This is a genomic window from Acidovorax sp., assembly GCF_021287135.1.
Classification (GTDB): Bacteria; Pseudomonadota; Gammaproteobacteria; order Burkholderiales; family Burkholderiaceae_C; genus Acidovorax.
The window spans coordinates 49,500-76,490 of record NZ_JAJTBB010000078.1; the positions used below are offsets into that span (position 1 = coordinate 49,500).

Annotated in this window: 23 protein-coding genes; 16 read left to right on the forward strand and 7 right to left on the reverse strand. The window is 67.2% G+C overall.

Features of this window, described 5'->3' with window-relative positions; genetic code table 11:
* Positions 1-41 precede the first annotated feature (41 nt).
* The 6 genes from ugpQ to ugpB all read right to left on the reverse strand — a co-directional run bounded on the left by ugpQ (position 42) and on the right by ugpB (position 5,409).
* Positions 42-809, reverse strand: coding sequence for a glycerophosphodiester phosphodiesterase (gene ugpQ, locus LWW96_RS17570; protein WP_291489149.1), 768 nt, complete (start codon positions 807-809; stop codon positions 42-44).
* Positions 806-1,174 carry a VOC family protein gene (locus LWW96_RS17575; protein ID WP_291489150.1) on the reverse strand — a complete coding sequence of 123 codons (369 nt, stop codon included), beginning with the start codon at positions 1,172-1,174 and terminating at the stop codon, positions 806-808. Before LWW96_RS17575 ends, ugpQ begins: the two co-directional genes overlap by 4 nt.
* A 4-nt stretch (positions 1,175-1,178) precedes the next feature.
* The gene (ugpC, locus tag LWW96_RS17580; protein WP_291489151.1) at positions 1,179-2,192 is read right to left on the reverse strand and encodes a sn-glycerol-3-phosphate ABC transporter ATP-binding protein UgpC; all 1,014 of its coding nucleotides are present in this window, start codon (positions 2,190-2,192) and stop codon (positions 1,179-1,181) included.
* Positions 2,193-2,262: 70 nt separating this feature from the next.
* A complete protein-coding gene (gene ugpE / locus LWW96_RS17585) occupies positions 2,263-3,114 on the reverse strand; it encodes a sn-glycerol-3-phosphate ABC transporter permease UgpE (protein WP_291489152.1) in 852 nt (283 codons plus the stop codon).
* A gap of 2 nt (positions 3,115-3,116) precedes the next feature.
* Positions 3,117-3,998 (reverse strand): sn-glycerol-3-phosphate ABC transporter permease UgpA, encoded by an 882-nt coding sequence (gene ugpA, locus LWW96_RS17590; RefSeq protein ID WP_291489153.1) that lies wholly within the window; start codon positions 3,996-3,998, stop codon positions 3,117-3,119.
* Between the two features lie 100 nt (positions 3,999-4,098).
* Positions 4,099-5,409, reverse strand: coding sequence for a sn-glycerol-3-phosphate ABC transporter substrate-binding protein UgpB (ugpB, locus tag LWW96_RS17595; RefSeq protein ID WP_291489154.1), 1,311 nt, complete (start codon positions 5,407-5,409; stop codon positions 4,099-4,101).
* Between the two features lie 304 nt (positions 5,410-5,713).
* Between ugpB and serA the strand changes: the two genes are divergently transcribed.
* The 14 genes from serA to nudB all read left to right on the forward strand — a co-directional run bounded on the left by serA (position 5,714) and on the right by nudB (position 22,589).
* Positions 5,714-6,943, forward strand: a complete 1,230-nt coding sequence (gene serA / locus LWW96_RS17600) for a phosphoglycerate dehydrogenase (RefSeq protein ID WP_291489155.1) — start codon at positions 5,714-5,716, stop codon at positions 6,941-6,943.
* 172 nt (positions 6,944-7,115) lie between these two features.
* Positions 7,116-11,033: an FAD/FMN-binding oxidoreductase gene (locus tag LWW96_RS17605; protein ID WP_291489156.1), complete on the forward strand. Its 3,918-nt coding sequence runs from the start codon at positions 7,116-7,118 to the stop codon at positions 11,031-11,033.
* A gap of 229 nt (positions 11,034-11,262) precedes the next feature.
* Positions 11,263-11,691: an HIT family protein gene (locus tag LWW96_RS17610; RefSeq protein ID WP_291489157.1), complete on the forward strand. Its 429-nt coding sequence runs from the start codon at positions 11,263-11,265 to the stop codon at positions 11,689-11,691.
* Positions 11,692-11,763: 72 nt separating this feature from the next.
* Positions 11,764-12,186, forward strand: coding sequence for a DUF971 domain-containing protein (locus tag LWW96_RS17615; protein ID WP_291489158.1), 423 nt, complete (start codon positions 11,764-11,766; stop codon positions 12,184-12,186).
* 171 nt (positions 12,187-12,357) lie between these two features.
* Positions 12,358-13,089 carry a bifunctional demethylmenaquinone methyltransferase/2-methoxy-6-polyprenyl-1,4-benzoquinol methylase UbiE gene (gene ubiE / locus LWW96_RS17620; RefSeq protein WP_291489159.1) on the forward strand — a complete coding sequence of 244 codons (732 nt, stop codon included), beginning with the start codon at positions 12,358-12,360 and terminating at the stop codon, positions 13,087-13,089.
* A gap of 36 nt (positions 13,090-13,125) precedes the next feature.
* Entirely contained in the window at positions 13,126-14,136 is a 1,011-nt protein-coding gene (locus LWW96_RS17625; RefSeq protein ID WP_291489160.1) for a Tim44-like domain-containing protein, read from the forward strand.
* Between the two features lie 87 nt (positions 14,137-14,223).
* Positions 14,224-14,832, forward strand: coding sequence for a hypothetical protein (locus LWW96_RS17630; protein ID WP_291489161.1), 609 nt, complete (start codon positions 14,224-14,226; stop codon positions 14,830-14,832).
* Positions 14,829-16,397, forward strand: coding sequence for a ubiquinone biosynthesis regulatory protein kinase UbiB (gene ubiB, locus LWW96_RS17635; protein WP_291489162.1), 1,569 nt, complete (start codon positions 14,829-14,831; stop codon positions 16,395-16,397). The genes LWW96_RS17630 and ubiB overlap by 4 nt, the downstream gene beginning before the upstream one ends.
* A gap of 354 nt (positions 16,398-16,751) precedes the next feature.
* Positions 16,752-18,203 (forward strand): sodium:solute symporter family protein, encoded by a 1,452-nt coding sequence (locus LWW96_RS17640; RefSeq protein ID WP_291489163.1) that lies wholly within the window; start codon positions 16,752-16,754, stop codon positions 18,201-18,203.
* A gap of 78 nt (positions 18,204-18,281) precedes the next feature.
* Positions 18,282-18,608, forward strand: a complete 327-nt coding sequence (locus LWW96_RS17645; RefSeq protein WP_291489164.1) for an FmdB family zinc ribbon protein — start codon at positions 18,282-18,284, stop codon at positions 18,606-18,608.
* Between the two features lie 10 nt (positions 18,609-18,618).
* Positions 18,619-19,254, forward strand: coding sequence for a DUF502 domain-containing protein (locus LWW96_RS17650; RefSeq protein WP_291489165.1), 636 nt, complete (start codon positions 18,619-18,621; stop codon positions 19,252-19,254).
* Between the two features lie 49 nt (positions 19,255-19,303).
* The gene (aspS, locus tag LWW96_RS17655) at positions 19,304-21,118 is read left to right on the forward strand and encodes an aspartate--tRNA ligase (protein ID WP_291489166.1); all 1,815 of its coding nucleotides are present in this window, start codon (positions 19,304-19,306) and stop codon (positions 21,116-21,118) included.
* A 133-nt stretch (positions 21,119-21,251) separates the two neighbouring features.
* A complete protein-coding gene (locus tag LWW96_RS17660) occupies positions 21,252-22,094 on the forward strand; it encodes a CsgG/HfaB family protein (RefSeq protein WP_291489167.1) in 843 nt (280 codons plus the stop codon).
* 24 nt (positions 22,095-22,118) lie between these two features.
* Positions 22,119-22,589, forward strand: coding sequence for a dihydroneopterin triphosphate diphosphatase (gene nudB, locus LWW96_RS17665; protein ID WP_291489282.1), 471 nt, complete (start codon positions 22,119-22,121; stop codon positions 22,587-22,589).
* Between the two features lie 23 nt (positions 22,590-22,612).
* Here the strand turns inward: nudB and LWW96_RS17670 are convergent, their stop codons facing one another.
* Positions 22,613-24,361 (reverse strand): tetratricopeptide repeat protein, encoded by a 1,749-nt coding sequence (locus LWW96_RS17670; protein ID WP_291489168.1) that lies wholly within the window; start codon positions 24,359-24,361, stop codon positions 22,613-22,615.
* A 342-nt stretch (positions 24,362-24,703) separates the two neighbouring features.
* Here LWW96_RS17670 and LWW96_RS17675 point away from each other — a divergent pair, with 342 nt between their 5' ends.
* Together LWW96_RS17675 and clsB are read left to right on the forward strand one after the other, a co-directional pair.
* Complete coding sequence (locus LWW96_RS17675) at positions 24,704-25,441, forward strand: endonuclease/exonuclease/phosphatase family protein (protein WP_291489169.1); 738 nt, start codon at positions 24,704-24,706, stop codon at positions 25,439-25,441.
* A gap of 217 nt (positions 25,442-25,658) precedes the next feature.
* Positions 25,659-26,906, forward strand: a complete 1,248-nt coding sequence (clsB, locus tag LWW96_RS17680; RefSeq protein ID WP_291489170.1) for a cardiolipin synthase ClsB — start codon at positions 25,659-25,661, stop codon at positions 26,904-26,906.
* Positions 26,907-26,991 lie beyond the last annotated feature (85 nt).

A 26,991-nucleotide genomic window follows, 5' to 3' on the forward strand; every position in this document is an offset into this window, starting at 1 on the left:
TCGGGCGGGGGCGCGATGGCGGCCCACCCCCGGCGCGGCGGCTACGCCTGCAGGGCCGGGCTGAACAGGTCCACGCGGTCGGTGATGATGCCGTCGGTGCCCAGCTCAATGAGGCGCTGCGCGGCCCACTCGTCATTCACCGTGTAGCTGAGGGCGCGCAGGCCCCAGCCCTGTACCTGCGCCACCAGGGCGCGGTCCCACAGTGCGTGGTTGCAGACGATGGCCACGCAGCCGAGTTCGCGGGCCACATCAAGGCAGCCGTCCCACAGCGTGTCCAGCAGCAGCGCACGGGGCAGGTGGGGCGCGGTGGCGCGGGCGCCGGCCAGCGCCTCGGGGCGGAACGACGAGAACAGCGGGGGCACGGCCTCGTTCTTCCACAGGCGGGTGCACAGTTCGCCCACCACCTGCCCGGTTTTTTCTTCGAGTCCCGGCGTGGGCTTGATCTCGATGTTGAGAAAGTAGCTGTTGGCGATGCAAAAGCGGGCCAGGTTCTCCAGCGTGGGCAGTGGCTCGCCCGCATGCTGGCGCGAGTGCCAGCCGCCCGCGTCGAGCTGGGCCAGCGCGCTCCACGGCTGGTCGCCGCCGGTGCCGCGGCCGTTCGTGGTGCGCTCCAGCGTGGCGTCGTGCATCAGGAAGGGCACGCCGTCGCTGCTGAGCTTGGTGTCGCACTCGAACATGCGGTAGCCGTGTTGCGCGCCCAGGCGGAACGCGGCCAGGGTGTTCTCAGGCGCCAGCTTGCCGGCGCCCCGGTGGGCAATCCAGCGCGGGTAGGGCCAGTGGGGCAGGGGCGATGCGGATGTCGTGCTCATGCGGGTTCACCAAATTTCAGCAGGTTGCCATGGGGGTCGATGACCAGCAGCTCTTTCATGCCCCAGGGCTGGACGGCTGGGGGCGCCAGCGGCAGGCCGCGCGCCGCGAAGTCGGCATGCAGCGCTTCGGTGTCGGCGCGCACATAGCACGAGGTGTTCTCGGCGATGTGGCGCTCGGCGCAGGCCCAGAAGTGCAGCTCGCAGCCGTCGCGCGCCACGATGAGGTAGTTGTCCATCTCCAGCGCGGGCGCAAAGCCCAGCCGGTCCCGGTAGAACCGCAGCGTCTCGGCCAGGTCCAGCGACGCCAGCACCGGCACCGTGGCGTGGATGCGTGGCGGGGTGGTGGTGGCAGCCGCGGCGGGCATGGCTTCAGGCGGCGATCCGCTTGCCGTTGGACGCGTCGAACGCATGCAGGCGGTCGGCGCGCGGCTGCACATGGATGACCGTGTCGGGCGCGGGGGCGTAGGCCCCTTCCTCGACGCGCACGATGATGGACTCGCCGTTCAGGCGGCCGTAGATCAGGCGCTCGGCGCCCAGCAGCTCCACAGTCTCCACGGTCACGGCCCAGCCGTCGCCGGTGGTCACGTCCAGGTGCTCAGGGCGGATGCCCAGGATGGTGCCGGCCTGCACGCCCGGTGCGTTCTTGAGCAGGTTCATGGGCGGCGAGCCGATGAAGCTGGCCACAAACGTGGAGGCGGGCGTGTGGTAGACCTCTTCGGGCGTGCCGAACTGCTCCATGTTGCCGGCATTCATCACGATCATGCGCTGCGCCAGCGTCATGGCCTCGACCTGGTCGTGCGTGACGAACAGGCTGGTGATGCCCAGCTCGCGGTGCAGCTTCTGGATCTCCAGGCGCGTCTGCGCGCGCAGCTTGGCGTCCAGGTTGGACAGGGGCTCGTCGAACAGGAAGACCTGGGGCTGGCGCACGATGGCGCGGCCCATGGCCACGCGCTGGCGCTGGCCGCCCGACAGTTCGCGGGGCTTGCGCTCCAGCAGGTGACCCAGCTCCAGGATCTTGGCGGCCTTGTCCACACGCGCCTTGATCTCGTCCTTGGGCACCTTGGCGATCTTCAGCCCATAGGCCATGTTCTCGAAGTTCGTCATGTGCGGGTAGAGCGCGTAGTTCTGGAACACCATGGCGATGTCGCGGCGCGCAGGCTCCAGGTCGTTCACCACGCGGTCGCCGATGCGCAGCTCGCCGCCGGAGATTTCCTCCAGGCCCGCGACCATGCGCAGCAGCGTGGACTTGCCGCAGCCCGAGGGGCCGACGATGACGATGAATTCACCGTCCTTCACCTCGGCGTTCACGCCATGGATGACCTGGTTGGCCTTGGGCCCGTGGCCGTAGCGCTTGATGATGTTGCGAAAGGAAAGGGATGCCATTTTGCTATTGATTTGGTAGCTGCTTGCGCTTGTGGGTAGGGCGCTGGGGCAGGTTTTTGTTCGAATGCGCTTATTTCTCGGTGTCCACCAGGCCCTTGACGAACCAGCGCTGCATCAACACCACCACCAGGGCGGGCGGCAGCATGGCCAGGAGGGCGGTGGCCATCACCACGTTCCACTCCGTGCCCATGTCGCCGCCGGTGATCATGCGTTTGATGCCGATCACCACGGGGTACATGTCTTCGGAGGTGGTGACCAGAAGCGGCCACAGGTACTGGTTCCAGCCGTAGATGAACTGGATCACGAACAGCGCGGCAATCGACGTGCGCGACAGCGGCACCAGGATGTCCTTGAAGAAGCGCATGGGGCCTGCGCCGTCCACGCGGGCGGCCTCCACCAACTCGTCAGGCACGGTGAGGAAGAACTGCCGGAACAGGAAGGTGGCGGTGGCCGAAGCGATCAGCGGGATCGTCAGCCCGGCGTAGCTGTTGAGCATGCCCAGGTCCGACACCACTTGGTAAGTAGGGCCGATGCGCACTTCCACCGGCAGCATCAGCGTGATGAAGATCAGCCAGAAGCAGATGCCCTTGAACGGAAAGCGGAAGTACACGATGGCGAAGGCCGACAGCAGCGAGATGGCGATCTTGCCCACGGCGATCACGATGGCGGTGACAAAGCTCACCCACATCATGCGGGCCACGGGCGCAGTGGAGCCCGGCCCCGTGCCGCCACCAAACAGCGTGTCGTGGTAGGTCTGCCAGAAGTTGCTGCCCGGCGCCATGGGCATGGGCACCTGCACGATTTCCTGGGCGGTGTGGGTGGAAGCCACAAACGCCAGGTACAGCGGGAAGCCGACGATGATGATCCCCAGCACCATGATCAGGTGCGAGAACGCGGTGAGATAAGGGCTACGTTCAACCATTTTTAATATTGCACTTTCTTCTCGACGTAGCGGAACTGGATGACTGTCAAAACGACGACGATGGCCATCAACACCACCGACTGCGCCGCCGAGCCGCCCAGGTCCATGGCCTTGAAGCCATCGTGATAGACCTTGTAAACCAGGATAGCCGTGTCCTGCCCGGGCCCGCCTTGCGTGGTGGCATCGACGATGGCGAAGGTGTCGAAGAAGGCATACACCACGTTGATCACCAGCAGGAAGAACGTCGTGGGCGACAGCAGCGGGAACTGGATGCTCCAGAACCGGCGCCATGGCCCCGCGCCATCAATGGCTGCTGCCTCGATGAGCGACTTGGGGATGGATTGCAGGCCCGCCAGGAAGAACAGGAAGTTGTACGAGATCTGCTTCCACACGGCGGCGATCACGATGAGCGCCATGGCATGGTCGGAATTGAGCAGGTGGTTCCAGTCCATGCCGGCGTAGCGCAGCAGATAGGCCACCACGCCCAGCGAGGGCGAGAACATGAACATCCACAGCACGCCCGCCACGGCCGGGGCCACGGCATAGGGCAGCAGCAGGGCGGTCTTGTAAACCAGCGCACCCTTGATGATGCGGTCGGCAAAGATCGCCAGCACCAGCGACAGGCTGATGCCGATCACCGCCACCAGGATCGAGAAGAAGGCCGTGGTCTTGAACGACGCGAGGTAGCCGGGGTCGTTGAACAGGTTCTTGAAATTCTCCAGGCCTACCCATTCGGTGGCCAGGCCAAAGGAGTCTTGCATCTGGAACGACTGCACCAGGGCCTGCCCGGCGGGCCAGAAAAAGAACACGCTGATGACGACCAGCTGGGGCGCGAGCAGCACCCAGGGCAGCCATGACGAGCGGAAGAGAACGCGTTTTTCCATGGATCAATCTTCAAAAAATGAACCCGCCACCCTGGAAATCAGGGGGGCGGGCCGGGATGCCGCAGTGCATGCGGGCATCAATGGAGCACGGGCGCTGTGATTACTTGTTGGCGCGCGCAAAGCGCTCCAGTTGCTCGTTGCCGCGCGTCACGGCGGTGTCCAGCGCTTCCTTGGGCGACTTCTTGCCCGACCAGATCTGTTCGGTTTCCTCGTCGATGATGGTGCGGATCTGCACGAAGTTGCCCAGACGGATGCCGCGCGACTTGTCAGTGGCCTTCTTGATCATCTGCGTCACGGCCACGTCGGTGCCGGGGTGCTTTTCATAGAAGCCCGAGGCCTCGGTCAGCTTGTAGGCGCCCATGGTGACGGGCAGGTAGCCCGTGCGCTGGTGGCTGGCGGCCTGGATCTTCGTGTCGTTCAGGAAGTTCAGGAAGTCGGCCACGCCCTTGTACTCGTCGGCCTTCTTGCCGGCCATCACCCACAGGCTGGCGCCGCCGATGGCGGTGTTCTGCGGAGCGCCCTTCACGTCATCGTAGTAGGGCAGGGTGGAGATGCCGTAGGCGAACTTGGCTTCCTTGGACACACGGGCATACAGGCCGGAGGAGCCCGTGATCATGGCGCACTCGCCTGAGGGGAACGAGGCATCCGCCGTGTTGTTGCGGCCCTTGTACACGAAGCTGCCTTCCTTGGAGGCCTTGGCCAGGTTCTCGAAGTGGCGCACGTGCAGGGGCGTGTTGATCTGCAGCTTGGCGTCGTTGCCGTCAAAGCCGTTGTTCTTGGAGGCGAACAGCGTGTTGTGCCACAGCGAGAAGCTCTCCAGCTGCGTCCAGCTGATCCAACTGGTGGTGAACGGGCAGCTGTGGCCGCTGGCCTTGAGCTTGGAGGCGGCCGCGAACACTTCAGGCCAGGTCTTCGGGGCCTTTTCAGGGTCGAGGCCGGCCTTCTTGAAAGCGTCCTTGTTGTAATAGAAGATGGTGGTGGAGCTGTTGAGCGGGTAGCTCAGCATCTGGCCGTTGGGCGCCGTGTAGTAGCCGGCCACGGCCGACACATAGTCGGTGGGCGTGAACTTGAAGCCGCCGTCGTTGAGCACCTTGGCCACGGGAACGATGGCGCCCTTGCTGGCCATCATGGTGGCGGTGCCTACTTCAAACACCTGCAGGATGTGGGGCGCATTGCCCGCGCGGAAGGCGGCAATGGCGGCCGTCATGGATTCGTTGTACTGGCCCTTGTAGGTGGGCACGACCTTGTACTGGGTCTGGCTGGCGTTGTACTGCTTGGCCAGGTCGTTGACCCAGTCGCCCAGCGCCGCGCTCATCGAATGCCACCATTGAATTTCCACCGGCTGCGCGTGCACGGGTGCGGCGACGGACAGCGCGATGGCGGCAGAGAGCGCCAGATGCTTGAATTGCATGAATCTTCCTCCAGGAATGACAAGAGCACAAAGGCCGCAGGGTATGCAGCCGATGTGACAAGGATATGTCGTTGTCGCATGGCCGCGCGGCCAGCAACAACCGGGAAACCCCTTGGGCTGCCCTGTGGGGGACTGATTTTGACTCTTTTGTGACAGGCTGTTGTTGATTTGCCCCGGCTTGCAAGGTTTTGTGCAATGCACCATGCTGGCGGCCCCGGGGATGGCTGCGGCCGCGCCGGTTCGTTCGCGCCGCCGCGCACCGGCGCGCCGGCGCATGCTGTTTTTTCTTTTTTATCCCATTGCCATGGCCACCAATTCGCTGGACAAGAACAAGATCAAATTCCTCCTGCTCGAGGGCATCCACGCGTCTGCCGTGGACGTGATCCGGTCCGCGGGCTACACGCAGGTTGAGACCGTTTCTGGCGCGCTGCCGGACGATGAACTCCAGCGCAAGATCGCGGACGTGCACTTCCTGGGCATCCGCTCGCGCACGCAGCTCACCGAGGCGGTGTTCGCCCAGGCGCACAAGCTCGTGGCCGTGGGCTGCTTTTGCATCGGCACCAACCAGGTGGACCTGAACGCCGCGCGCGAGCGCGGCATTGCGGTGTTCAACGCGCCGTATTCCAACACCCGCTCCGTGGCCGAGCTGGTGCTGGCCGAGGCGATTCTGCTGCTGCGCGGCGTGCCGGAGAAGAATGCCGTGGCGCACCGCGGCGGCTGGCTCAAGAGCGCCGAGAACGCCTACGAGATCCGCGGCAAGACGCTGGGCATCGTGGGCTACGGCTCCATCGGCACGCAGCTGTCGGTGCTGGCCGAGGCCCTGGGCATGCACGTGGCGTTCTACGACGTGGTCAGCAAGCTGCCCCTGGGCAACGCCCGCCAGGTGCACAACCTGCACGAGCTGCTGGCGCAAAGCGACATCGTGAGCCTGCACGTGCCCGAGCTGCCCTCCACGCAGTGGATGATCGGCGCGGCCGAGATCGCCGCCATGAAGCCGGGCGGCATTCTCATCAATGCGTCGCGCGGCACGGTGGTGGAGATCGAGCCGCTGGCCGAAGCGATCCAGGCGCGCAAGCTGCTGGGCGCAGCCGTGGACGTGTTCCCGGTGGAGCCGCGCACCAACAAGGACGAGTTCCTCTCGCCCCTGCGCGGGCTGGACAACGTGATCCTCACGCCCCACATCGGCGGCTCCACCATGGAGGCGCAGGCCAACATCGGGCTGGAAGTGGCCGAGAAGCTGGTCAAGTACAGCGACAACGGCACCAGCACCTCGTCGGTCAACTTCCCTGAAGTGGCGCTGCCGGCCCACCCGGGCAAGCACCGCATCCTGCACATCCACCGCAACGTGCCGGGCGTGCTGTCCGAGATCAACCGCGTCTTTTCGGACTTGCAGATCAACATCGCGGCGCAGTACCTGCAGACCAATGAGGCCATCGGCTACGTGGTGATTGACACCGACGCGGCCTCGTCCCACCTGGCGCTGGACCGGCTGGCCCAGGTGCCGGGCACGCTGCGCAGCCGGGTGCTGTTCTGAGAGTGTTGCTCCGAAAATAATAGCTGCTTGCGCTTGCTGAGCAAGCGCTGCAGGCCGATTTGGCTGGAAACTCCGGGGCCGGCGCGTTGCAGGGCCTCCTGGCGCGGGGCTCCGCCCGGCGCGTCCGGAGGGCCTGACATAAAATCACGCCCCCACCCCAGGTAGATCCCCCATGAATGTTCCGATAGCGTTGGCTGCCCTGCAGGCGCAGGCTGCCGAGCCTGTGCGTCTGCGCGAGATTCCGTACAACTACACCTCGTTCTCCGACCGCGAGATCGTGATCCGCCTGCTGGGCTCCGCCTCCTGGGACGTGCTGGACCAGCTGCGCAAGGAGCGCCGCACGGGCCGCTCCGCCCGCATGTTGTACGAAGTGCTGGGCGACATCTGGGTGGTGCAGCGCAACCCCTACCTGCAGGACGACCTGCTGGACAACCCCGACCGCCGCAAGCTGCTGGTCGATGCGCTGAACCACCGCCTGGCCGAGATCGAAAAGCGCCGCACCCCCGATGACGACGCCGAGCGCGACCGCCTGGTGGGCGAGCTGGTGGTGGCCGCGCGCCGTGCGGTGGCCGAATTCAACGCCACCTTCGAGCAGGCCGCGCAGCTGCGCCGCCAGGTCCGCAAGACGCTGGGGCGCCTGACGGCCAAGGACAACATCAAGTTCGACGGGCTCTCGCGCGTCTCGCACGTCACCGACGCCACCGACTGGCGCGTGGAGTACCCCTTCGTCGTGCTCACGCCCGACACCGAGGCCGAGATGGCCGGCCTGGTCAAGGGCTGCATCGAACTGGGCCTGACCATCATCCCGCGCGGGGGCGGCACGGGCTACACCGGCGGCGCCATTCCGCTCACCTGGAAGAGCGTGGTCATCAACACCGAAAAGCTCGAAGCCATGACCGAGGTGGAACTGCGCCGCCTGCCGGGCCTGGACCGCGAGGTGGGCACCATCTGGACCGAAGCCGGCGTGGTCACCCAGCGCGTGGCCGACGCGGCCGAGCGCGCAGGCTTTGTGTTTGCGGTGGACCCGACCAGTGCCGAGGCTTCGTGCATTGGCGGCAATATCGCCATGAACGCGGGCGGCAAGAAGGCCGTGCTGTGGGGCACGGCGCTGGACAACCTGGCCAGCTGGCGCATGGTGACGCCCGACGCCCAGTGGCTGGAGGTGACGCGCCTGGACCACAACCTGGGCAAGATCCATGACGTGGAGGCGGCCACCTTCGAGCTGCAGTACTTCGAGGCCGATGGCAAGACGCCCGTGCGCACCGAGCGCCTGCAGATCCCGGGCCGCACCTTCCGCAAGGAAGGCCTGGGCAAGGACGTGACGGACAAGTTCCTGGCCGGCCTGCCGGGCATCCAGAAGGAGGGCTGCGACGGCCTCATCACTAGCGCCCGCTGGGTGGTGCACCGCATGCCCGAGCACACGCGCACCGTGTGCCTGGAGTTCTTCGGCAATGCCAAGGATGCGGTGCCGAGCATCGTGGACATCAAGGACCACATGTTCGCCGAGCAAAAGCGCAGCGGCGTGGTGCTGGCCGGGCTGGAACACCTGGACGACCGCTACCTGAAGGCCGTGGGCTACGCCACCAAGAGCAAGAAGGGCAACGGCGGCCTGCCCAAGATGGTGCTGATCGGCGACATTGCCGGCGACAACGCCGACGAAGTGGCCCGCGTGACCAGCGAAGTGGTGCGCCTGGCCAACACCCGCAGCGGCGAGGGCTTCATTGCCATCAGTGCCGATGCGCGCAAGAAGTTCTGGGCCGACCGCAAGAAGACCGCCGCCATCAGCCGCCACACCAACGCCTTCAAGATCAACGAAGACGTGGTGATCCCGCTGCCGCGCATGGCTGAGTACACCGACGGCATCGAGCGCATCAACATCGAACTCTCCCTGCGCAACAAGCTCAAGCTGTGCGATGCGCTGACGGAGTTCTTTGCCCGCGGCAACCTGCCGCTGGGCAAGCAGGACGCGGCCGACGACGTGCCCGCCGCCGAGCTGCTGGAAGACCGCGTGGCCCAGGCCATTGCCCTGGTGGCCGAGGTGCGCGCGCTGTGGCAAGGTTGGCTGGACAACGTGGAGGCGCTGTTCCCGCAACTGCAGGACCACAGCCTGCGCGCCAGCTGGAAGACCCAGCTGCGGGCGCCGCTGCAAGGCATCTTCTCCGGCGCCGCGTTCCAGCCCATCCTGGACGAGGCCGTGGCCATCCACCAGCGCGTGCTCAAGGGCCGCGTGTGGGTGGCCCTCCACATGCATGCGGGCGACGGCAACGTGCACACCAACATCCCCGTCAACAGCGACGACTACGAGATGCTGCAGACCGCCCACGAAGCGGTGGCGCGCATCATGGTGCTGGCGCGCGGCCTGGACGGCGTGATCTCGGGCGAACACGGCATCGGCATCACCAAGCTGGAGTTCCTGACCGACGCCGAGCTGCAGCCCTTTGCCGACTACAAGCGCAAGGTGGACCCCGAAGGCCGCTTCAATAAAGGCAAATTGCTACGAAATCAGGAGCTGCCTGCGCTTGCTGCAAGTGCCCTGGAGGCCAAAAATGCTTCCAATTCCGCGGTCCTGCACGCCGACCTGACGAATGCCTACACCCCCAGCTTTGGTCTGATGGGACACGAGTCGCTGATCATGCAGCAGAGCGACATCGGCGCGATTGCCGACAGCGTGAAGGACTGCCTGCGCTGCGGCAAGTGCAAGCCCGTGTGCTCCACGCACGTGCCGCGCGCCAGCCTGCTGTACAGCCCGCGCAACAAGATCCTGGCCACCTCGCTGCTGGTCGAGGCCTTCCTGTACGAGGAGCAGACGCGCCGCGGCGTGTCCATCAAGCACTGGCAGGAGTTTGAAGACGTGGCCGACCACTGCACCGTCTGCCACAAGTGCTACACGCCGTGCCCGGTCAAGATCGACTTTGGCGACGTGACCATGAACATGCGCAACCTGCTGCGCAAGATGGGCAAGAAGAGCTTCCGCCCGGGCAATGCGCTGGCCATGACCATGCTCAACGCCACCAGCCCCGACACCATCAAGCTGCTGCGCTCGGGCATGGTCAATGTGGGCTTCAAGGCCCAGCGCATGGCCGTGGACCTGCTGCGCACCGTGGGCCGCAAGCAGACGGCCAAGCCACCGGCCACGGTGGGCACCGCGCCCATCAAGGAGCAGGTGATCCACTTCATCAACAAGAAGCTGCCCGGCGGCCTGCCCAAGAAGACCGCGCGGGCGCTGCTGGACATCGAGAACAAGGACTACGTGCCCATCATCCGCAACCCGGCCACCACCTCGGCCGAGACGGAGGCGGTGTTCTACTTCCCGGGCTGCGGGTCCGAGCGCCTGTTCTCGCAGGTCGGCCTGGCCACCCAGGCCATGCTCTGGCACGCGGGCGTGCAGACGGTGCTGCCGCCGGGGTATCTGTGCTGCGGCTACCCGCAGCGCGGCAGCGGCCAGTTCGACAAGGCCGAGAAGATGATCACCGACAACCGCGTGCTCTTCCACCGCGTGGCCAACACGCTCAACTACCTGGACATCAAGACCGTGGTGGTGAGCTGCGGCACCTGCTACGACCAGCTGCAGGGCTACCAGTTCGACAAGATCTTCCCCGGCTGCCGCATCATCGACATCCACGAATACCTGCTGGAGAAGGGCATCACCCTGCAGGGCAAGGGCGCCTACCTGTACCACGAGCCCTGCCACAACCCCATGAAGCAGCAGGACTCGCTGAAGACCGTGAAGGCGCTGGTGGGCGAGCAGGTCTTGAAGAGCGACCGCTGCTGCGGCGAATCCGGCACGCTGGGCGTGACCCGGCCGGACGTGTCCACGCAGGTGCGCTTCCGCAAGGAAGAGGAAATCCGCAAGGGCGAGGCCACGCTGCGCCAGAGCGGCGCGGTGGCCGCCCAGGACAACGTGAAGATCCTCACCAGCTGCCCCAGCTGCCTGCAGGGCCTGAACCGCTACCAGGACGACTTGCAAAACGGCCTGCTCGAAGCCGATTACATCGTGATCGAGATGGCGCGCGAGATCCTGGGCGAGAACTGGATGCCTGAATACGTGCAGCGCGCCAACCAAGGCGGCATCGAGCGGGTACTGGTGTAGGAATGAAGCACCCCCTGAGTCGCTTCGCGCCTCGGCGCAGTCGCCAGAGGCAACAGCTCTTCGGGCCCGTCCAAGCCTGCGCCGGCAGGCTTGGAGCCGCGGCCCTCAGCCCCTCGCTCGCTGCGCGGGAGGGGGACGACACCCTCGCTGCGGGGCGGCCCTTGCTCGGTGTCCCTGGCTTGGCGCCGCGCCCGGTTCGAGCCCTGTGTGTTTTCATGGGGTTTTGCCAATGAGTTGCCCGCTGTGCGTGGAAGACGGCGGCGTGCTGGTCTGGCGCGGCGAGCGCCTGCGCGTGATCCGCGCCAACGAGGCCGGCTTCCCCGCGTTCTACCGCGTGGTGTGGAACGCGCACGTGGCCGAGTTCTCGGATCTGGCCGCGTCTGACCGTGCCCATTGCATGGACGCGGTGGTGGCGGTGGAGCAGGCGCTGCGCGAGCACCTGTCGCCCACCAAGATCAACATGGCCGCGCTGGGCAACATGGTGCCCCACCTGCACTGGCATGTGATTGCGCGGTTTGCCTGGGACAGCCACTTCCCCTCGCCCGTGTGGGCCAGCGCCCAGCGGCCCGGCCCGCAGGCGCAGGAAGACGCCGTGCGCGCGCGCCTGCCCGCGCTGGAAGAGGCGCTGCGCCAGCGGCTGGCGGCGCTCTCGCCCTGACCCGGGCGGCGGCGTGCGGCCTTCTGACTTGTCCGATTTTTCTTCGTCAACCCGATCCAAGGAACCTTTGCCATGGCAGGTTTGAAAGCAGGCGCCCCCACCCCCGAGGCGCTCACGGTGCACGAGACCTCGCGCGTGCTGGAGGTCGCGTTCTCGGACGGTGCGCGCTTTCGCATTCCGTTCGAGCTGATGCGCGTGTACTCCCCGTCGGCCGAGGTACAGGGCCACGGCCCCGGGCAGGAGGTGCTGCAGACCGGCAAGCGCGACGTGACGCTGGTCCACCTGGAGCCAGTGGGCAACTACGCGGTCAAGCCCACCTTCTCCGACGGGCACGACAGCGGCATCTTCAGCTGGGACTACTTGTACGAACTGGGCGAGCAGCAGGAGGCGCTGTGGGCCCGGTACGCCGAGCGCCTGGCCGCCGCCGGCGCCGACCGCGACGCGCCCATGCCGCCTCCGGCGCGCTCGGGTGGGCACGGTGGTGGATGCGGCTGATGCGGCTCCGGTGGCGCTGGATTGCTACTAAAACAATAGCTTCTGGCGCAGTACTGTAGCGCGTCAGAGCCATTTATCACGGATATTCCCTGTTCCACTGGCGATACATGCCCCAGGCCCGTGCGGGGTTGTCGCTGTACCTCGGGCGCTTGCGCGCCTAGCATGATTTGTATGAGCACCACCCATTTCGGATTCCAGTCGGTCGATGAGCAGGAAAAAGCGCAGAAGGTGCGCGGCGTCTTCGACTCGGTCGCCAACAAGTACGACGTGATGAACGACCTCATGTCCGGCGGCCTGCACCGCGCGTGGAAGGCCTACACCGTGATGGTGGCCAACCTGCGCGAGGGCAGCCAGGTGCTGGACATCGCCGGCGGCACGGGCGACCTGGCGCTGGCCTTTGCCAAGAAGGTGGGCACCTCCGGCCGCGTGGTCCACACCGACATCAACGAAGCCATGCTGCGCGTGGGCCGCGACCGGCTCATCAACGCCGGCGTGGTGCTGCCGACCCTGGTGTGCGACGCGGAGAAGCTGCCGTTCCCCGACGCGCATTTCGACGTGGTGAGCGTGGCCTTCGGCCTGCGCAACATGACGCACAAGGATCGCGCGCTGGCCGAGATGTGCCGCGTGCTCAAGCCCGGTGGCCGGCTGCTGGTGCTGGAGTTTTCCAAGGTCGCCAAGCCCCTGGAAAAAGCCTACGACTGGTATTCGTTCAAGGTGCTTCCGCGCCTGGGCAAGCTGGTGGCGGGCGACGACGCCAGCTACCGCTACCTGGCCGAGTCCATCCGCATGCATCCGGGCCAGGAAGAGCTCAAAGGCCTCATGCAGCAAAGTGGCTTTGGACATGTGGACTATCACAACATGACTGGCGGAATCGTGGCCTTGCATGTTGGAATCAAGTGCTGAGCAACGAGCTCGGATGATGACGGAGACGGAGAATTCATGATGAAACTGTGGTCTGTGGTGTTGGTGGCGATGCTGGCGTTCGCCCACGCGGATGCCGACGCCCGGCGACTGGGCGGCGGTAAATCGCTGGGCAAGCAGTCGAGCAATGTGACGCAGCGCGAGTCGGCCACGCCGCCGCCCGCAACGCCGGGCGCGCCCGCGCAGAACGCCGCGGCGGCCAAGCCCGCCGCACCGGCGGCGGCCCCAGCGGCCGCCACCCCCGCCCGGAAGCCCTGGGGCGCCATGCTCGGCGGCCTGGCCGCCGGCCTGGGCCTGGCGTGGCTCGCGCACTCGCTGGGCCTGGGCGCGGGCTTTGCCAACTTCCTCATGGTGGCGCTGCTGGCCCTGGCGGCCGTCGTCATCATCCGCATGGTGATGCGATCGCGCAGCGCTGGCGGCAGCCCGGTGGCGGGCGGTGCGCCCTTTGCCCTGCAGGGAGCGGGGGCCTCGTCGCCCGCCGCGGCGCAGGTGCCGCCCCAGTACAGCCCCAACAACGTGGGCAACGACGCGTCGGCCCGCCCCTGGGAGCGCAGCAGCATGGCGTTTGAAGCGCCGCGCCCCGCAGCCGGGGGCAGTGGTGTCGTGATCGGATCGGCGCTTTCGGGTTCGCAGAACTGGGGCATTCCCGCGGGCTTCGACACGGAAGGCTTCCTGGCGGCCGCCAAGCGGAATTTCATCACCCTGCAGGCGGCCTGGGACCGCTCCGACATGGCCACGCTGCGGTCGATGATGACGGACGGCATGCTGGATGAAATCCGCACCCAGCTGGCCGAGCGCGAGGCCCACCGTGGCGCGCAGCCCAACCTCACGGACGTGGTCATGATCGATGCGCAGCTGCTGGGCATCGAGGACCTGGGCGACGGCTACATGGCCAGCGTCGAGTTCTCCGGCATGATCCGCGAGGAACCCTCGGCGGGCCCCAGCCCCTTCCGCGAGGTCTGGAACATGACCAAGCCCAAGGACGGCGGCAGCGGCTGGCTGGTCGCGGGGGTGCAGGCGCTGCAATGACCTGCGCCTGCTAGCGCCCCGGGCATGTGCCACGGGGCCGAAGGGACAAGGCTCTCCCCACGGGGGGATGCCCGATAATCGGGGACTATGGCAACACCACAGTCCCCTTTTTCGTTTCTGGACGGCCTTTTCGAGCGGGTCGCCGCAGGCCCGCAGCCGCCGCAATGGCTGGTGCATGAGGTTCAGCAGCGCACCGTGCTGTTTCTGAACCACGTGCTGATGCAGGAGCGCGAGGCCATGGACCGCCTGGTGCGCCAGAAGGGCCGCGTGGCCCGCGTGCAGTGGCGGGCCTATTCGATGGCGCTGGTGGTCACGCCCGCAGGGCTGTTCAACCTGGCCCCTGAGTCCGCTGTGCCCGACCTGCGCCTGGAAGTGACCGAGGCGTCGCCCGTCGCGCTGGCACAGACCGCCCTGCGAGGCGACAAGCCTGCCATCCGCATCGAGGGCGACGTGCAGCTGGCGGCCGAGATCAACTGGCTGGTCGACCATGTGCGCTGGGATGTGGAGGAGGACCTGGCGCGCCTCATCGGCGACGCCCCCGCCCACACCGTGGCGCAGGTGGCACGCCGCGCGGCCCAGGCCTTGCGCCAGTTCGTCGGCTCCCGCGCCCCGGCGGCGGCGCCCGCTGCGGGCGTCGTTCCCGCGCCCGCTGCTGCAGGCGCCACCCCGAACCCTGCCGACCGGCCCGGCGCATGAAGCAGTTCCTGCGGGGCGGCACCATCCTGTGGGTGGTGTTCCGGTACGGGCTCGACAGCCTGCTGCTCGACAGCTTCCAGAAGCCCTGGTTGCGGGCCGTGTCCCGGGTGCTGTCGGTCGGGCGCAAGCTGGACGCGCCGCGCGGCCAGCGCCTGCGCGAGGCCCTGGAGCAGCTGGGCCCCATCTTCGTGAAGTTCGGCCAAGTGCTGTCCACCCGGCGCGACCTGCTGCCGCCCGACATGGCCGACGAGCTGGCCCGGCTGCAGGACCGCGTGCCCCCGTTCGATCCCGACATCGCCATCGCCACCATCGAGCGGGCGTTCCGCCGGCCGGTGGAGGAAGTCTTCACGTCCTTTGACCGCGTGCCCGTGGCCAGCGCATCCATTGCGCAAGTGCACTTCGCCACGCTGCGCGACCGCCACGGACAGGAGCGCGAAGTCGCCGTCAAGGTGCTGAGGCCCGGCATGCTGCCGGTGATCGAGAAGGACCTGAGCCTCATGCGCATGATGGCCGGCTGGGTGGAAAACCTGTCGGCCGACGGCAAGCGCCTCAAGCCGCGCGAGGTGGTGGCCGAGTTCGACAACTACCTGCACGACGAGCTGGACCTGGTGCGCGAGGCCGCCAACGCCGCGCAGCTGCGCCGCAACATGCAGGGCCTGGACCTGGTGCTGATTCCCGAGATCTTCTGGGACTTCTGCCACCCCGAAGTCATGGTGATGCAGCGCATGACGGGCGTGCCCATCAGCCAGATCGAGCGCCTGCGCGAGGCGGGGGTCGACATCCCTCAGCTCGCGCGCGATGGCGTGACGATCTTCTTCACCCAGGTGTTCCGCGACGGCTTCTTCCATGCCGACATGCACCCGGGCAACATCCAGGTGAGCCTGGAGCCCGCGACATTTGGCCGCTATATCTCGCTGGACTTCGGCATCGTGGGCACGCTCACGGAGGTCGACAAGGAATACCTGGCGCAGAACTTCGTGGCGTTCTTCCGGCGCGACTACAAGCGCGTGGCCGAGCTGCACATTGAAAGCGGCTGGGTGCCGCCGGGCACGCGCGTGAACGACCTGGAGTCGGCCATCCGCGCGGTGTGCGAGCCGTATTTCGACCGCCCGCTCAAGGAAATCTCCCTGGGCATGGTGCTCATGCGGCTGTTCCAGACGTCGCGCCGCTTCCATGTCGAGATCCAGCCCCAGCTGGTGCTGCTGCAAAAGACCTTGCTCAACATCGAGGGCCTCGGCCGCGAACTGGACCCGGAGCTGGACCTGTGGAGCACGGCCAAGCCGTTCCTCGAGAAGTGGATGCTGGAGCAGATGGGGCCGCAGCGCCTGTGGCGCGAGCTGCGGGCCGAGGCGCCGCACTACGCCAAGCTGGTGCCGGAATTGCCGCGGCTGCTGTACGGTTACCTGCAGCAGCGGCCCAACACCGAGTCGCAGTCCGCCCTGCGCGAACTGCTGGAGGCCCAGAAGCGCACCAACCGGCTGCTGCAGTCGCTGATCTATGGCGGCGCGGGCTTCGTGCTCGGCCTGCTGGCCATGCAGTTGTTCCTGCGCATCAGGGTGTTCTAGTGTCCCGAGTTGGAAGTTCGTTGACGAAATAAAGAGGCCGAAATCGTCGCCAGGCAAGGCGCAAACCGCAGCGATAGCCGGTGCTATCGCGAGGATTTGCAACGCAGCATGGCGGCGATCTCGGCCTCTTTGTAAAACGAATCTCCAACTCGGGACACTCGCGCTTGACCCTCCCGGGCGCCTGCCCGGCGTGGAAGGCATGGAAGTTGCCTTCATAATCCGCTGCGAATTTTGTTACGAGTTTCCTGATACGTGGGGTTCACCGCCCCAGGGACCGCGCAGGCGCAGGCCCGGCACGACCGGGGCTTGCGCGGTGTATTTCCGCAACCATCCTCGGAGCTTCGGAGCGGCGCCATGCTGTTGTCATTCATTGTTCTGTACCTGCTGGTTTCTATTGGGGTGGGCCTGTATGCCGCGACGCGCGTGCACAACACGGCCGACTACGCGGTGGCCGGGCGCAGCCTGCCGCTGGCCGTGGTGATCGCCACCACGTTTGCCACCTGGTTCGGCTCCGAAACCGTGCTGGGGGTGTCCGCGCGCTTCGTCGATGGCGGCCTGGGGTCCGTCGTGGAAGACCCCTTTGGCGCTTCCATGTGCCTGGTGCTGGTGGGGCTGTTCTTCGCGTACAAGCTCTACCAGAAGAACCTCATCACCCTGGGCGACTACTACCGCCAGCGCTACGGCCGGGTGATCGAAGTGGTGTGCTCGGGGATCATCATGTTCAGCTACCTGGGCTGGGTGGCCGCTCAGATCACGGCGCTTGGCCTGGTGTTCAATCTGCTCACGCAGGGCGCCGTGCCGCTCACGCTGGGCATGGTCATCGGCACGGCCGTGGTGCTGGTCTACACCCTGTACGGCGGGATGTGGTCCGTGGCGATGACGGATTTCGTGCAGATGATCGTCATCGCCGTGGGGCTGGTGGCCATTGCCTGGTTCGCGGCCAATCTGGCCGGCGGGGCCGACAAGGTGATCGCGTTTGCCGCCCGCGAAGGCAAATTCCAGTTCTTCCCCACCGGCGGCGCCAAGGAATGGACCTTTTTTGCCGCTTCGGCCATCACCATGATGCTGGGCTCCATCCCGCAGCAGGACGTGTTCCAGCGCGTCATGTCGTCCAACAGCCCCGAGACCGCCCGCACCGGGCCGGTGATCGGCGGCGTGCTGTACCTGCTGTTCGCCTTCATCCCCATGTTTGTCGTGACGGCTGCGGTGCTGGTGATGCCGGAGACGGCGCAGGCGCTGCTCAAGGACGATCCGCAAAAGGTGCTGCCCACCCTGGTCATGGAGCGCATGCCGCTGGTGCTGCAGGTGGCGTTCTTTGGCGCGTTGCTGTCGGCCATCATGTCCACCGCATCGGCCACGCTCCTGGCGCCATCCACGACGTTTGTGGAGAACATCCTGCACAACCTGCGCCCCGGCATGACCGACCAGCAGACGCTCAAGGCCATGCGCATTTCGGTGCTGGTCTTCACAGGCTGCGTGCTGACCTACGCGATCACCATGCAGGGGACTTCCATCTATGAGCTGGTCTCGGGGGCCTACCAGGTGCCTCTGGTGGGCGCCTTCGTGCCGCTGGTGTTCGGCCTGTACTGGAAGCGCGCCACCACCCAGGGCGCCTTGCTGGCGGTCGCCATGGGCCTGGGCGTGTGGCTGCTGTTCGTCGCCAGCCCGATGTTGTCGGAGGCGTTCCCGCAGCAACTGGCGGGCGTGCTGGCCGCGTTGCTGGGCATGCTCGGCGGCTCGCTGGCCCCGCAATGGGTTCCGGACCACAAGGGCCATGTCACCCACTACGAAGGCAGCGCGGGCTGACCTCGGCCCGGCCGGGGAGGCCGTGGGAGGGGCGCCGCCTATAATTGAGGGTTTTGCACTTTCCCTTCCCACGCTGACATGCCTATTTACGCCTACAAATGCGGCTCCTGCGGCCATGCCAAGGATGTGCTGCAAAAAATCTCCGACGCTCCCCTGACCGTCTGCCCCGCCTGCGGCGCTGAAGCCTTTTCCAAGCAGGTGACTGCGGCGGGATTCCAGCTCAAGGGTTCCGGCTGGTACGTGACCGACTTCCGGGGCGGCAGCGGCGGCAGTTCTGCTCCCGCCACCGAAGCCAAGACCGGCTCGCAGCCCGAGGCGGCGAGCGCCGGCGACGCCCCCAAGAAGGACGCTTCCGGCAGTGCGGGGACTGCAGCCAACCCGGCAACAACCCCGTCTGCAAGCTGAGCCGCGTTACATGGTTGCGTTGCGCAAGTGGCTGTTGACAGGCCTGCTGGTCATCGTGCCAGGGGTCATTACGGCGTGGGTGCTCCACTGGATCGTGAGCACCCTCGACCAGACCCTGCAGATCCTGCCGGGCGCGTGGCACCCGGACAAGCTGCTGGGTTTTCACGTGCCGGGCTTCGGGGTGGTGCTCACGCTGCTGATCCTGTTGTGCGTTGGCGCGATTGCCAGCAATTTCGCGGGGCGCAAGCTGGTGCAGTGGGGCGACGCGCTGGTGCACCGCATTCCGGTGGTCCGCTCCATCTATTCCAGCGTCAAGCAGGTATCGGACACGCTGTTTTCCGAAAGTGGCAACGCGTTTCGCACGGCGGTGCTGGTGCAGTGGCCCCGCGAGGGCGTCTGGACCGTGGCCTTTGTGACGGGCGCGCCCAGTGGCGAGGTGGCCGCCTACCTGCGCGACGAGTTCGTGAGCGTGTACGTGCCCACCACGCCCAACCCGACGGGGGGCTATTTCGTCATGGTGCGCAAGAGCGACTGTGTCGAACTCGACATGAGCGTCGACACGGCTCTCAAGTACATCGTGTCGATGGGGGTGGTGGCTCCGCCGGACCTGACCGCCGTCGGCGCGCCTTCCTCCACCGTCCAGTAACCGTTGTTTGTCTTTTATCGATGCGCCCACGAGGCGTGAAAGTTCTGCCATGGCCATGCGCTCCCACTATTGCGGTCTCGTGACCGAAGCCCTGATGGGCCAAACCGTTACCCTGTGCGGCTGGGTGAACCGCCGCCGCGACCATGGCGGCGTGATCTTCATCGACCTGCGCGACCGCGAAGGCTATGTGCAGGTGGTGTGCGACCCCGACCGCGCCGAGATGTTCAAGACCGCCGAAGACGTGCGCAACGAGTTTTGCGTGCGGGTCCAGGGCGTGGTGCGCGCCCGCCCCGCCGGCACCACCAACGACAAGCTCAAGAGCGGCCAGATCGAAGTGCTGTGCCACGAGCTGACCGTGCTCAACCCGTCCGTCACGCCCCCCTTCCAGATGGACGACGAGAACCTGTCGGAAACCACCCGCCTCACGCACCGCGTGATGGATCTGCGCCGCCCCTACATGCAGCGCAACATGATGCTGCGCTACAAGACGGCCATCCAGGTGCGCAACTTCCTGGACCAGGAAGGGTTCATCGACATCGAAACGCCCATGCTGGGCAAGAGCACGCCCGAAGGCGCGCGCGACTACCTGGTGCCGAGCCGTGTACACGACGGCCAGTTCTTCGCGCTGCCGCAATCGCCCCAGCTGTACAAGCAGATGCTGATGGTGGCCGGCTACGACCGGTACTACCAGATCACCAAGTGCTTCCGCGACGAAGACCTGCGTGCCGACCGCCAGCCCGAGTTCACGCAGATCGACTGCGAGACCTCGTTCCTGAACGAGGAAGAGATCCGCGCCATCTTCCAGCGCATGATCACCGAGGTGTTCCAGACCCAGCTGGGCGTGGACTTGGGTGAATTCCCCATCATGACCTACCAGGAGGCAGCCTACCGCTTCGGCTCCGACAAGCCCGACCTGCGCGTGAAGCTTGAATTCACCGAGCTGACCGAAGTGATGAAGGATGTCGAGTTCAAGGTCTTCTCGGGCGCTGCCAACATGAAGGGCGGCCGCGTGGTGGCCCTGCGCGTGCCCGGCGGCTCGGCCGAGAACGGCGGCATCAGCCGGGGCGAGATCGACGCCTACACCGAGTTCGTGAAGATCTACGGCGCCAAGGGCCTGGCGTACATCCGCGTCAACGACCTGTCCAAGGGCCGCGACGGCCTGCAATCGCCCATCGTGAAGAACATCCACGATGCGGCGCTGGAGCAGGTGCTCAAGCTCTCCGGCGCACAGAACGGCGACCTGATCTTCTTCGGCGCCGACAAGGAAAAGGTCGTCAACGACGCCATCGGCGCCCTGCGCCTGAAGATCGGCCACAGCGAGTTCGGCAAGAAGAACGGCCTGTTCGAGGACCGCTGGGCACCGCTGTGGGTGGTGGACTTCCCGATGTTCGAGCACGACGAGGAAGAAGACCGCTGGACGGCCGTGCACCACCCCTTCACCAGCCCCAAGGACGGCCACGAGGACCTCATGGACACCGACCCGGGCAAGTGCCTGGCCAAGGCCTACGACATGGTGCTCAACGGCTGGGAGCTGGGCGGCGGCTCGGTGCGTATCCACCGCGCCGACGTGCAGAGCAAGGTGTTCAGCGCGCTCAAGATCACGCCCGAGGATGCGCAGGCCAAGTTCGGCTATCTGCTGGACGCGCTGCAATACGGTGCGCCCCCGCACGGTGGCCTTGCCTTCGGCCTGGACCGCCTGATCACGCTGATGACCGGCGCCGAGTCGATCCGCGACGTGATTGCCTTCCCCAAGACCCAGCGCGCACAGGACCTGCTCACCCAGGCGCCGTCGCCCGTGGATGAAAAGCAGCTGCGCGAGCTGCACATCCGCCTGCGCAACCCGGACGCCGTGAAGACGGCCTGATCCCGGTTTTCTCTCGACCGTGGCAGATGCGTTGCGTTTTCGCGGCATCGCACGACCAGCGGCACGGGCCCCAGGCCCGCGCCGCTTTTCTTTTGGGTGGCCGGCCGGTGCTGGCGTTGAAAGGATGCTCCCGATGCGCTCCCTGACGAAGCATGCCCTGGTGGGCGCCGTGGCGCTGTTGGCCCTGGCGGCCTGCGGCGAAAAGAAGACCGAACTGGGGCAGGGCGGCTCCGTGGTCACCGGCTCCGCCGGCCCGCAGGGCGCGCAGAACGCTGCCAAGGAACTGGTGCGCTGCGAGGCGCCCGTGGCCACGCTCGCGCTGGCCGAGAACCCGAACGGCTACACCGTGGGCTCCGGCTACCAGCTGCCGGCTTCGCCGGTTCCGCTGGTCAAGCTGCTGGCCCAGCAAAGCGGGTGCTTTCGCGTAGTGGACCGCGCGGCCGGGCTGCGGGGCACGGTGCAGGAGCAGGAGCTGAAAGAGGCCGGCATCCTGCGCAAGAACAACTCCACCGTGGCCAAGGGCAAGGGCTATGAGGCGCAGTACACCCTCACGCCCAGCCTCACGTTCAGCGAGCAGGACGCGGGGCGGAACCTGGCGGGGCTGATCGCCATGATCCCGGTGCTGCGCGACATCGCCGGCCTGGCCGGGCTGGTGGAGCAGGTCAAGTTCAAGGAGGCGCAAACGGCGCTGCTGCTGTCCGACAACGAAACCACCGAGCAGGTGGCCGCTGCCACCGGCGCCGCCCGCAGCACCGACCTGGGCGTGGGCGGGCTGGTCTTTGGCAAGCTGGGTGGAGGCGCCGGGGCCGGGTGGAGCAACACCAACGAGGGCAAGGTGATTGCCGCCGCCTTCCTGGACGCACACAACCAGCTGGTGGTGCAGGTGCGCGCCCTGCAGGCCAAGGAGCTGCCGCCCCCGGTGCCCACCACCAGCCGTTCCACCGGCGCCGCCGCGCCCGGCGTGCGCGGGGGCTGACCGGGGCGCTGCGCCATGGCGGAGATGCCGCAGGGGCAGCGCTACAAGCTGCCGGAGTCGGTGCTGGTGGTCATCCACACCCCGGCCCTGGAGGTGCTGCTGATCCGCCGCACGGGCGGCGGCGAGCACTGGCAATCGGTCACCGGCAGCAAAGACACGCCGGACGAGCCCTTCGAGGCCACGGCGCGGCGTGAAGTGGCCGAGGAAACGGGCATCGACACCGGCGCCCCGGGTTGCGTGCTGACCGATTGGGCGCTGGAGAACGTGTACGACATCTGGCCCCAGTGGCTGCACCGCTATGCGCCGGGCGTGGTGCGCAACCGCGAGCGGGTGTTCGGGCTGTGCGTTCCGGCCGGCACGCCCGTGGTGCTGCACGCGCGGGAGCACGATGCCTTTCAGTGGCTGCCGTGGCGGGCTGCGGCGGATGCCTGCTTTTCCGCGTCGAACGCCGAGGCCTGCCTGCTGCTGCCCCGCTTTGCCGCGCCCCCGGCGTGAGCCGCCGGGTGGCGCGGCCGCGTTCACACGGGCCGCAGGCGCAGGGCGGCGGCCGGGTCGGGGGGCTCTGCCAGCTCGGGTTCCAGGGCGTCGGGCGGCGGAGCCTCTTGCATGCGCCGGGACTCGTCGGCGGCCTTGCGGACCCGCAGCAGCACCCCGCCGGGCCGGCGCTCGCTCTCCTGCCCCAGGATGGCCCGCGCGGGGGCGCTGCCGACGCGGTGGCGCAGCGTGTCCACGGCCTGCTGCAAGGGCTCGGCCGTGGCAACGCGCGCGCCGTGCCGCAGCAGGATCTGCTGGGACAGGTCGAGCAGCTTGGAGTTGAGCGTCTGCTCGGACTGCTGCAGCAGGCTTTGCACGGCGCCCGCCGGGTCGCCGGCCAGACTGCGGGCCATGGCGATCTCGGCGGTCTTGTTGATCTGCTGCAGGCAGTCCCGCACCAGGTCGCCATAGGGCGCGTGCAGGCTGCAGGCGTTGGCCAGCAGTTCCGTCAGGCCGCGGGTGTTTGCGTAGCGCAGGCCCAGCATACGCACCCAGCCTTCGCTTTCGGGCAGGTCGATGGAGGTGACCGCCAGCACCGCCAGCAGGCTGCCCAGGTTGCACGCCGCCTCGAAGTCAAAGCCCCCGGAGTCGATCTCGCGCGCCATCCGGCGCACCGACTCCACCGCCTGCGAGAACTGGCGTTGCTGGATCAGCTGCAGCGCACGCGCCACTTCGGCAAAGCGCAGGATGCGCTCGCTGCCGTGGTGGCGCTCCAGAATGCGGGCGAAATCGGCAATGCAGCGTTCGATGCCCTTGCGGTCGTTGTCGGCGAAGTACGAGAACGTGAGCAGCACCAGCGACTGGAAGTCAAACAGCTTGGAGTCGATGCCCAGGATGGCCGCGCGCGCCAGCACCTTGGTGGCGGTCTCGCGGTCGCCCATGTAGTACGACATCATTCCCAGCTTCTGCAGCCGTACCACCGAGTCGGGCGTGAGGCCGCTGGCGGTGCGGTAGGTTTCGATGGCCTGCGAGAAATTGCCCAGCTCCACCTGGGCGCGGCCCAGCACGTCGTAGGCGTCGGCGAACGACGCGTCCTCGCCGATCAGCTCCTGCAGCGTGGTGATGGCGCGGGCCGCCTGCCCGGACTCGATCTGCGCGCGCGCCACCCCCAGCTTGGCCCAGGGCAGGGCGCGGGCGGCGATCACGGCCTCGAACAGGGTGCGGGCCTCGTCGTGCCGGCCCAGCCGCAGCAGCAGCTCCGAGCCGATGCGCGCGGCATAGAGCCAGTAGGGCTTGCGCGCTTCGAAGCGTTCCACGCAGAGCCGGGCGGCGCTCTCGAAGTCCTCGGCCTCGATGGCATCGAAGATGGGCTTCAGGTGCACCTTGCGCAGCCGCGCCAGGCTCAGCCGCTCGAACAGCGCGGAGGGGGTGAAGGGCTTGAGCAGGTAGCCGTCCAGGGCGGACTCCGCAGCCTCCGCCACGGCGGCGTACGAGGCCTCGGTGGTGACCATGAAGAACACGGTGGAAAAGGGCAGCAGCTGCGCGCGCCGCAGGTCGTCCAGCAGCGTCTGGCCGGAATAGCCGCCCTCGCCGAAATACTGCTCGCACAGCACGTAGTCGAACACGGTGTGTTCCAGCCGGCTGCGCGCGTCCTGTACGCGGCTGCACTGCACGATGCGCGTCACGCCGTATTCGCGCAACTGGGCCACGAGAATGCTGCGCGAGGTGGCGTTGCTGTCAACGACCAGCGCCAGCACCGCAGGGGCTGCGGACGAACCGTTCTCGGTAGCCATGCAAGGATCTGCCGGCCTGGCGGCCGGGAAGTGGATGCAACAGAGTGTAAACCCCGGCCGCGTCCCCCCGCGGCCGGGCAAACCCTGGGCTGGCGCGGCATGCGAGACAATGGCTGCTGCGGAATGCGGCATTTAGCCGCGAGGGATGCTCAGCACGAATCGAGCGGAAAGTGTGCGCTGCGGATCGGGAGGGGCTGCAAGGCGCAAACTCAGCAATAGCCGCAGCAATAGCAGTAGCTATTGCGAGGATTTGCAACGCCGCAGACTGCCCGAGGCCGCAGATGCACACGGCGCGACGATTCGTGCAGAGAATCCCTTGCCGCCACTACCGTTTCTAGGACCATGGAACACGACGACATACTGCGGGTGGCCACCTACAACATCCACAAGGGCGTGCAGGGCATCGGGCCCGCGCGGCGGCTGGAGATCCACAACCTGGGGCTCGCCGTGGAGCAGCTGGACGCGGACATCGTGTGCCTGCAGGAGGTGCGCAAGCTGCACCGCCGCGAGCAGGCGTATTTCCAGCGCTGGCCTGAGTTGCCCCAGGCCGACTTTCTGGCGCCCGAAGGCTACGAGGCCGTCTACCGGACCAATGCCGTCACCAAGCACGGCGAGCACGGCAACGCACTGCTGTCGCGCTGGCCGGTGCTGGGCCACCAGCACGAAGACATGTCCGACCACCGCTTCGAGCAGCGCGGCCTGCTGCATGTGGAGGTCGATGTCCACGGCCGCCCGCTGCATGTGATCGTGGTGCACCTGGGGCTGATCCCGGGCAGCCGCATCCGCCAGATCGCACAGCTGCAGCGCTTCATCGAGCGCGAGGTGCCGGGCGGTGCGCCGGTCGTGGTGGCGGGCGACTTCAACGACTGGGGCCTGCAGGTCAAGCGCATGCTCGCCGGCTTCGGCATGCACGAGTTCGACGCGCCGCGCACCTTCACCTACCCCGCGCGGCTGCCGCTGGCGCAGCTGGACCACGTGTATGCGCGCGGGCTCACGCCGCTGTCGCTGCATGTGCCGCGGGGGCGCATCTGGTGGCGCATGTCGGACCATCTGCCGCTGATCGCCGAGTTCAGGCTATGAAGCCCCCCTGTGTCGCCTTCGGCGCCTCGGTGCCGCTGCCAGAGGCAGCGGCTCTTCGGGCACGTCCAAGCCTGCGCAGGCAGGCTTGGAGCCGCGGCCCTCAACCCCCAGGGGGACGCCGCCAGCGTGGCGGGGCGGCCCTTGCGCGGCGGCCGCAGGTAGCGGGCGCGCCAGTTTCGTGGGCTGTGCGCTGTGCGGTGTACCGCTGGTTGCTGGCGTGAAAAGAAAGCCGTCTGTCCCGCTGCGGGGTGGTTTCGACTTTGCCGACGACCACCAGGTGCGTCTGCTGCAGGGTGCGCAGGAGCTGTTTCCCGCCTTGGTCGAGGCCATGGATGCCGCGCTGTCGGACATCCAGTTCGAGACCTACATCTTCGACTTCACCGGCGCTGGCGCCGACGTGGCCCAGGCGCTGATGCGCGCGGCCCAGCGCGGGGTGCGCACGCAGTTGGTGGTGGACGGTGTGGGTACCGGCGCGCTGCCTGCGGCCTGGGCCGAGCGGCTGCGGGTGGCGGGGGTGCAGTACCGCGTGTATTCGCCCTTGGGCACGTTGGGCCTGCTGCTGCCGCACCGCTGGCGCCGCCTGCACCGCAAGCTGTGCGTGGTGGACGGGTGCGTGCTGTTCTGCGGCGGCATCAATGTGCTGGACGATTTCCACGACCCCAACCACGGCGCGCTCGATGCGCCGCGCTTTGACTTTGCCGTGCGCGCCACCGGCAGCCTGGTGGCGATGGCCAGCGAGACCATGGACCAGCTGTGGTGGCGCATGCAGGCCGTGCAGGGCGTGCGCGAGCGCCGCCTGCCCGAGGCCCTGCAGGCGCTGCGGGCGGCCAGTGCCGCGCGGCACGCGGCCCGGGCGGCGGAAGACGCCGCGCCGCCCACCATGCGCGCCGCCCTGGTGCTGCGCGACAACGTGCGCCACCGCAGCCGCATCGAGAAGGCCTACCGCCGTGCCATTGGCGCCGCGCGGCACGAGGTCATCATCGCCAACGCCTACTTCATGCCCGGCGGCAAGCTGCGCCGCGCGCTCGTCCTGGCTGCGCGCCGCGGCGTGCGCGTGCGGCTGCTGCTGCAGGGGCGCTACGAGTACTTCATGCAGTACCACGCGGCGCGCCCGGTGTACGGCGCGCTGCTGGCGGCTGGCGTGGAGATCTACGAGTACGCGCCCAGCTTCCTGCACGCCAAGGTGGCCGTGATCGACGCGCTGGGCGAGCACCCCTGGGCCACCGTGGGCTCGTCCAACCTGGACCCGCTCTCCCTGCTGCTGGCGCGTGAGGCCAACGTGGTGGTGGAGGACGCCGCCTTCGCCACCGACCTGCGCCAGCGCCTGGTGCACGCCATGCAGCATGCCGGCCGCCGCATGGACCCCGCCCGCTACGCCGGCCGCCCGCTGCGCCAGCGCGTGCTGGACCGCGTGGCCTACGGCCTCATGCGGCTGGCGCTGTGGGTGACGGGGAAGACTTATTGAGCCCCCCCTGAGCGGCTGCGCCGCTTCCCCCCTCAGGGGGGACGCCACCGGTGGCCCGGCAAAGCCTGTTCCACGGTGGCACTGG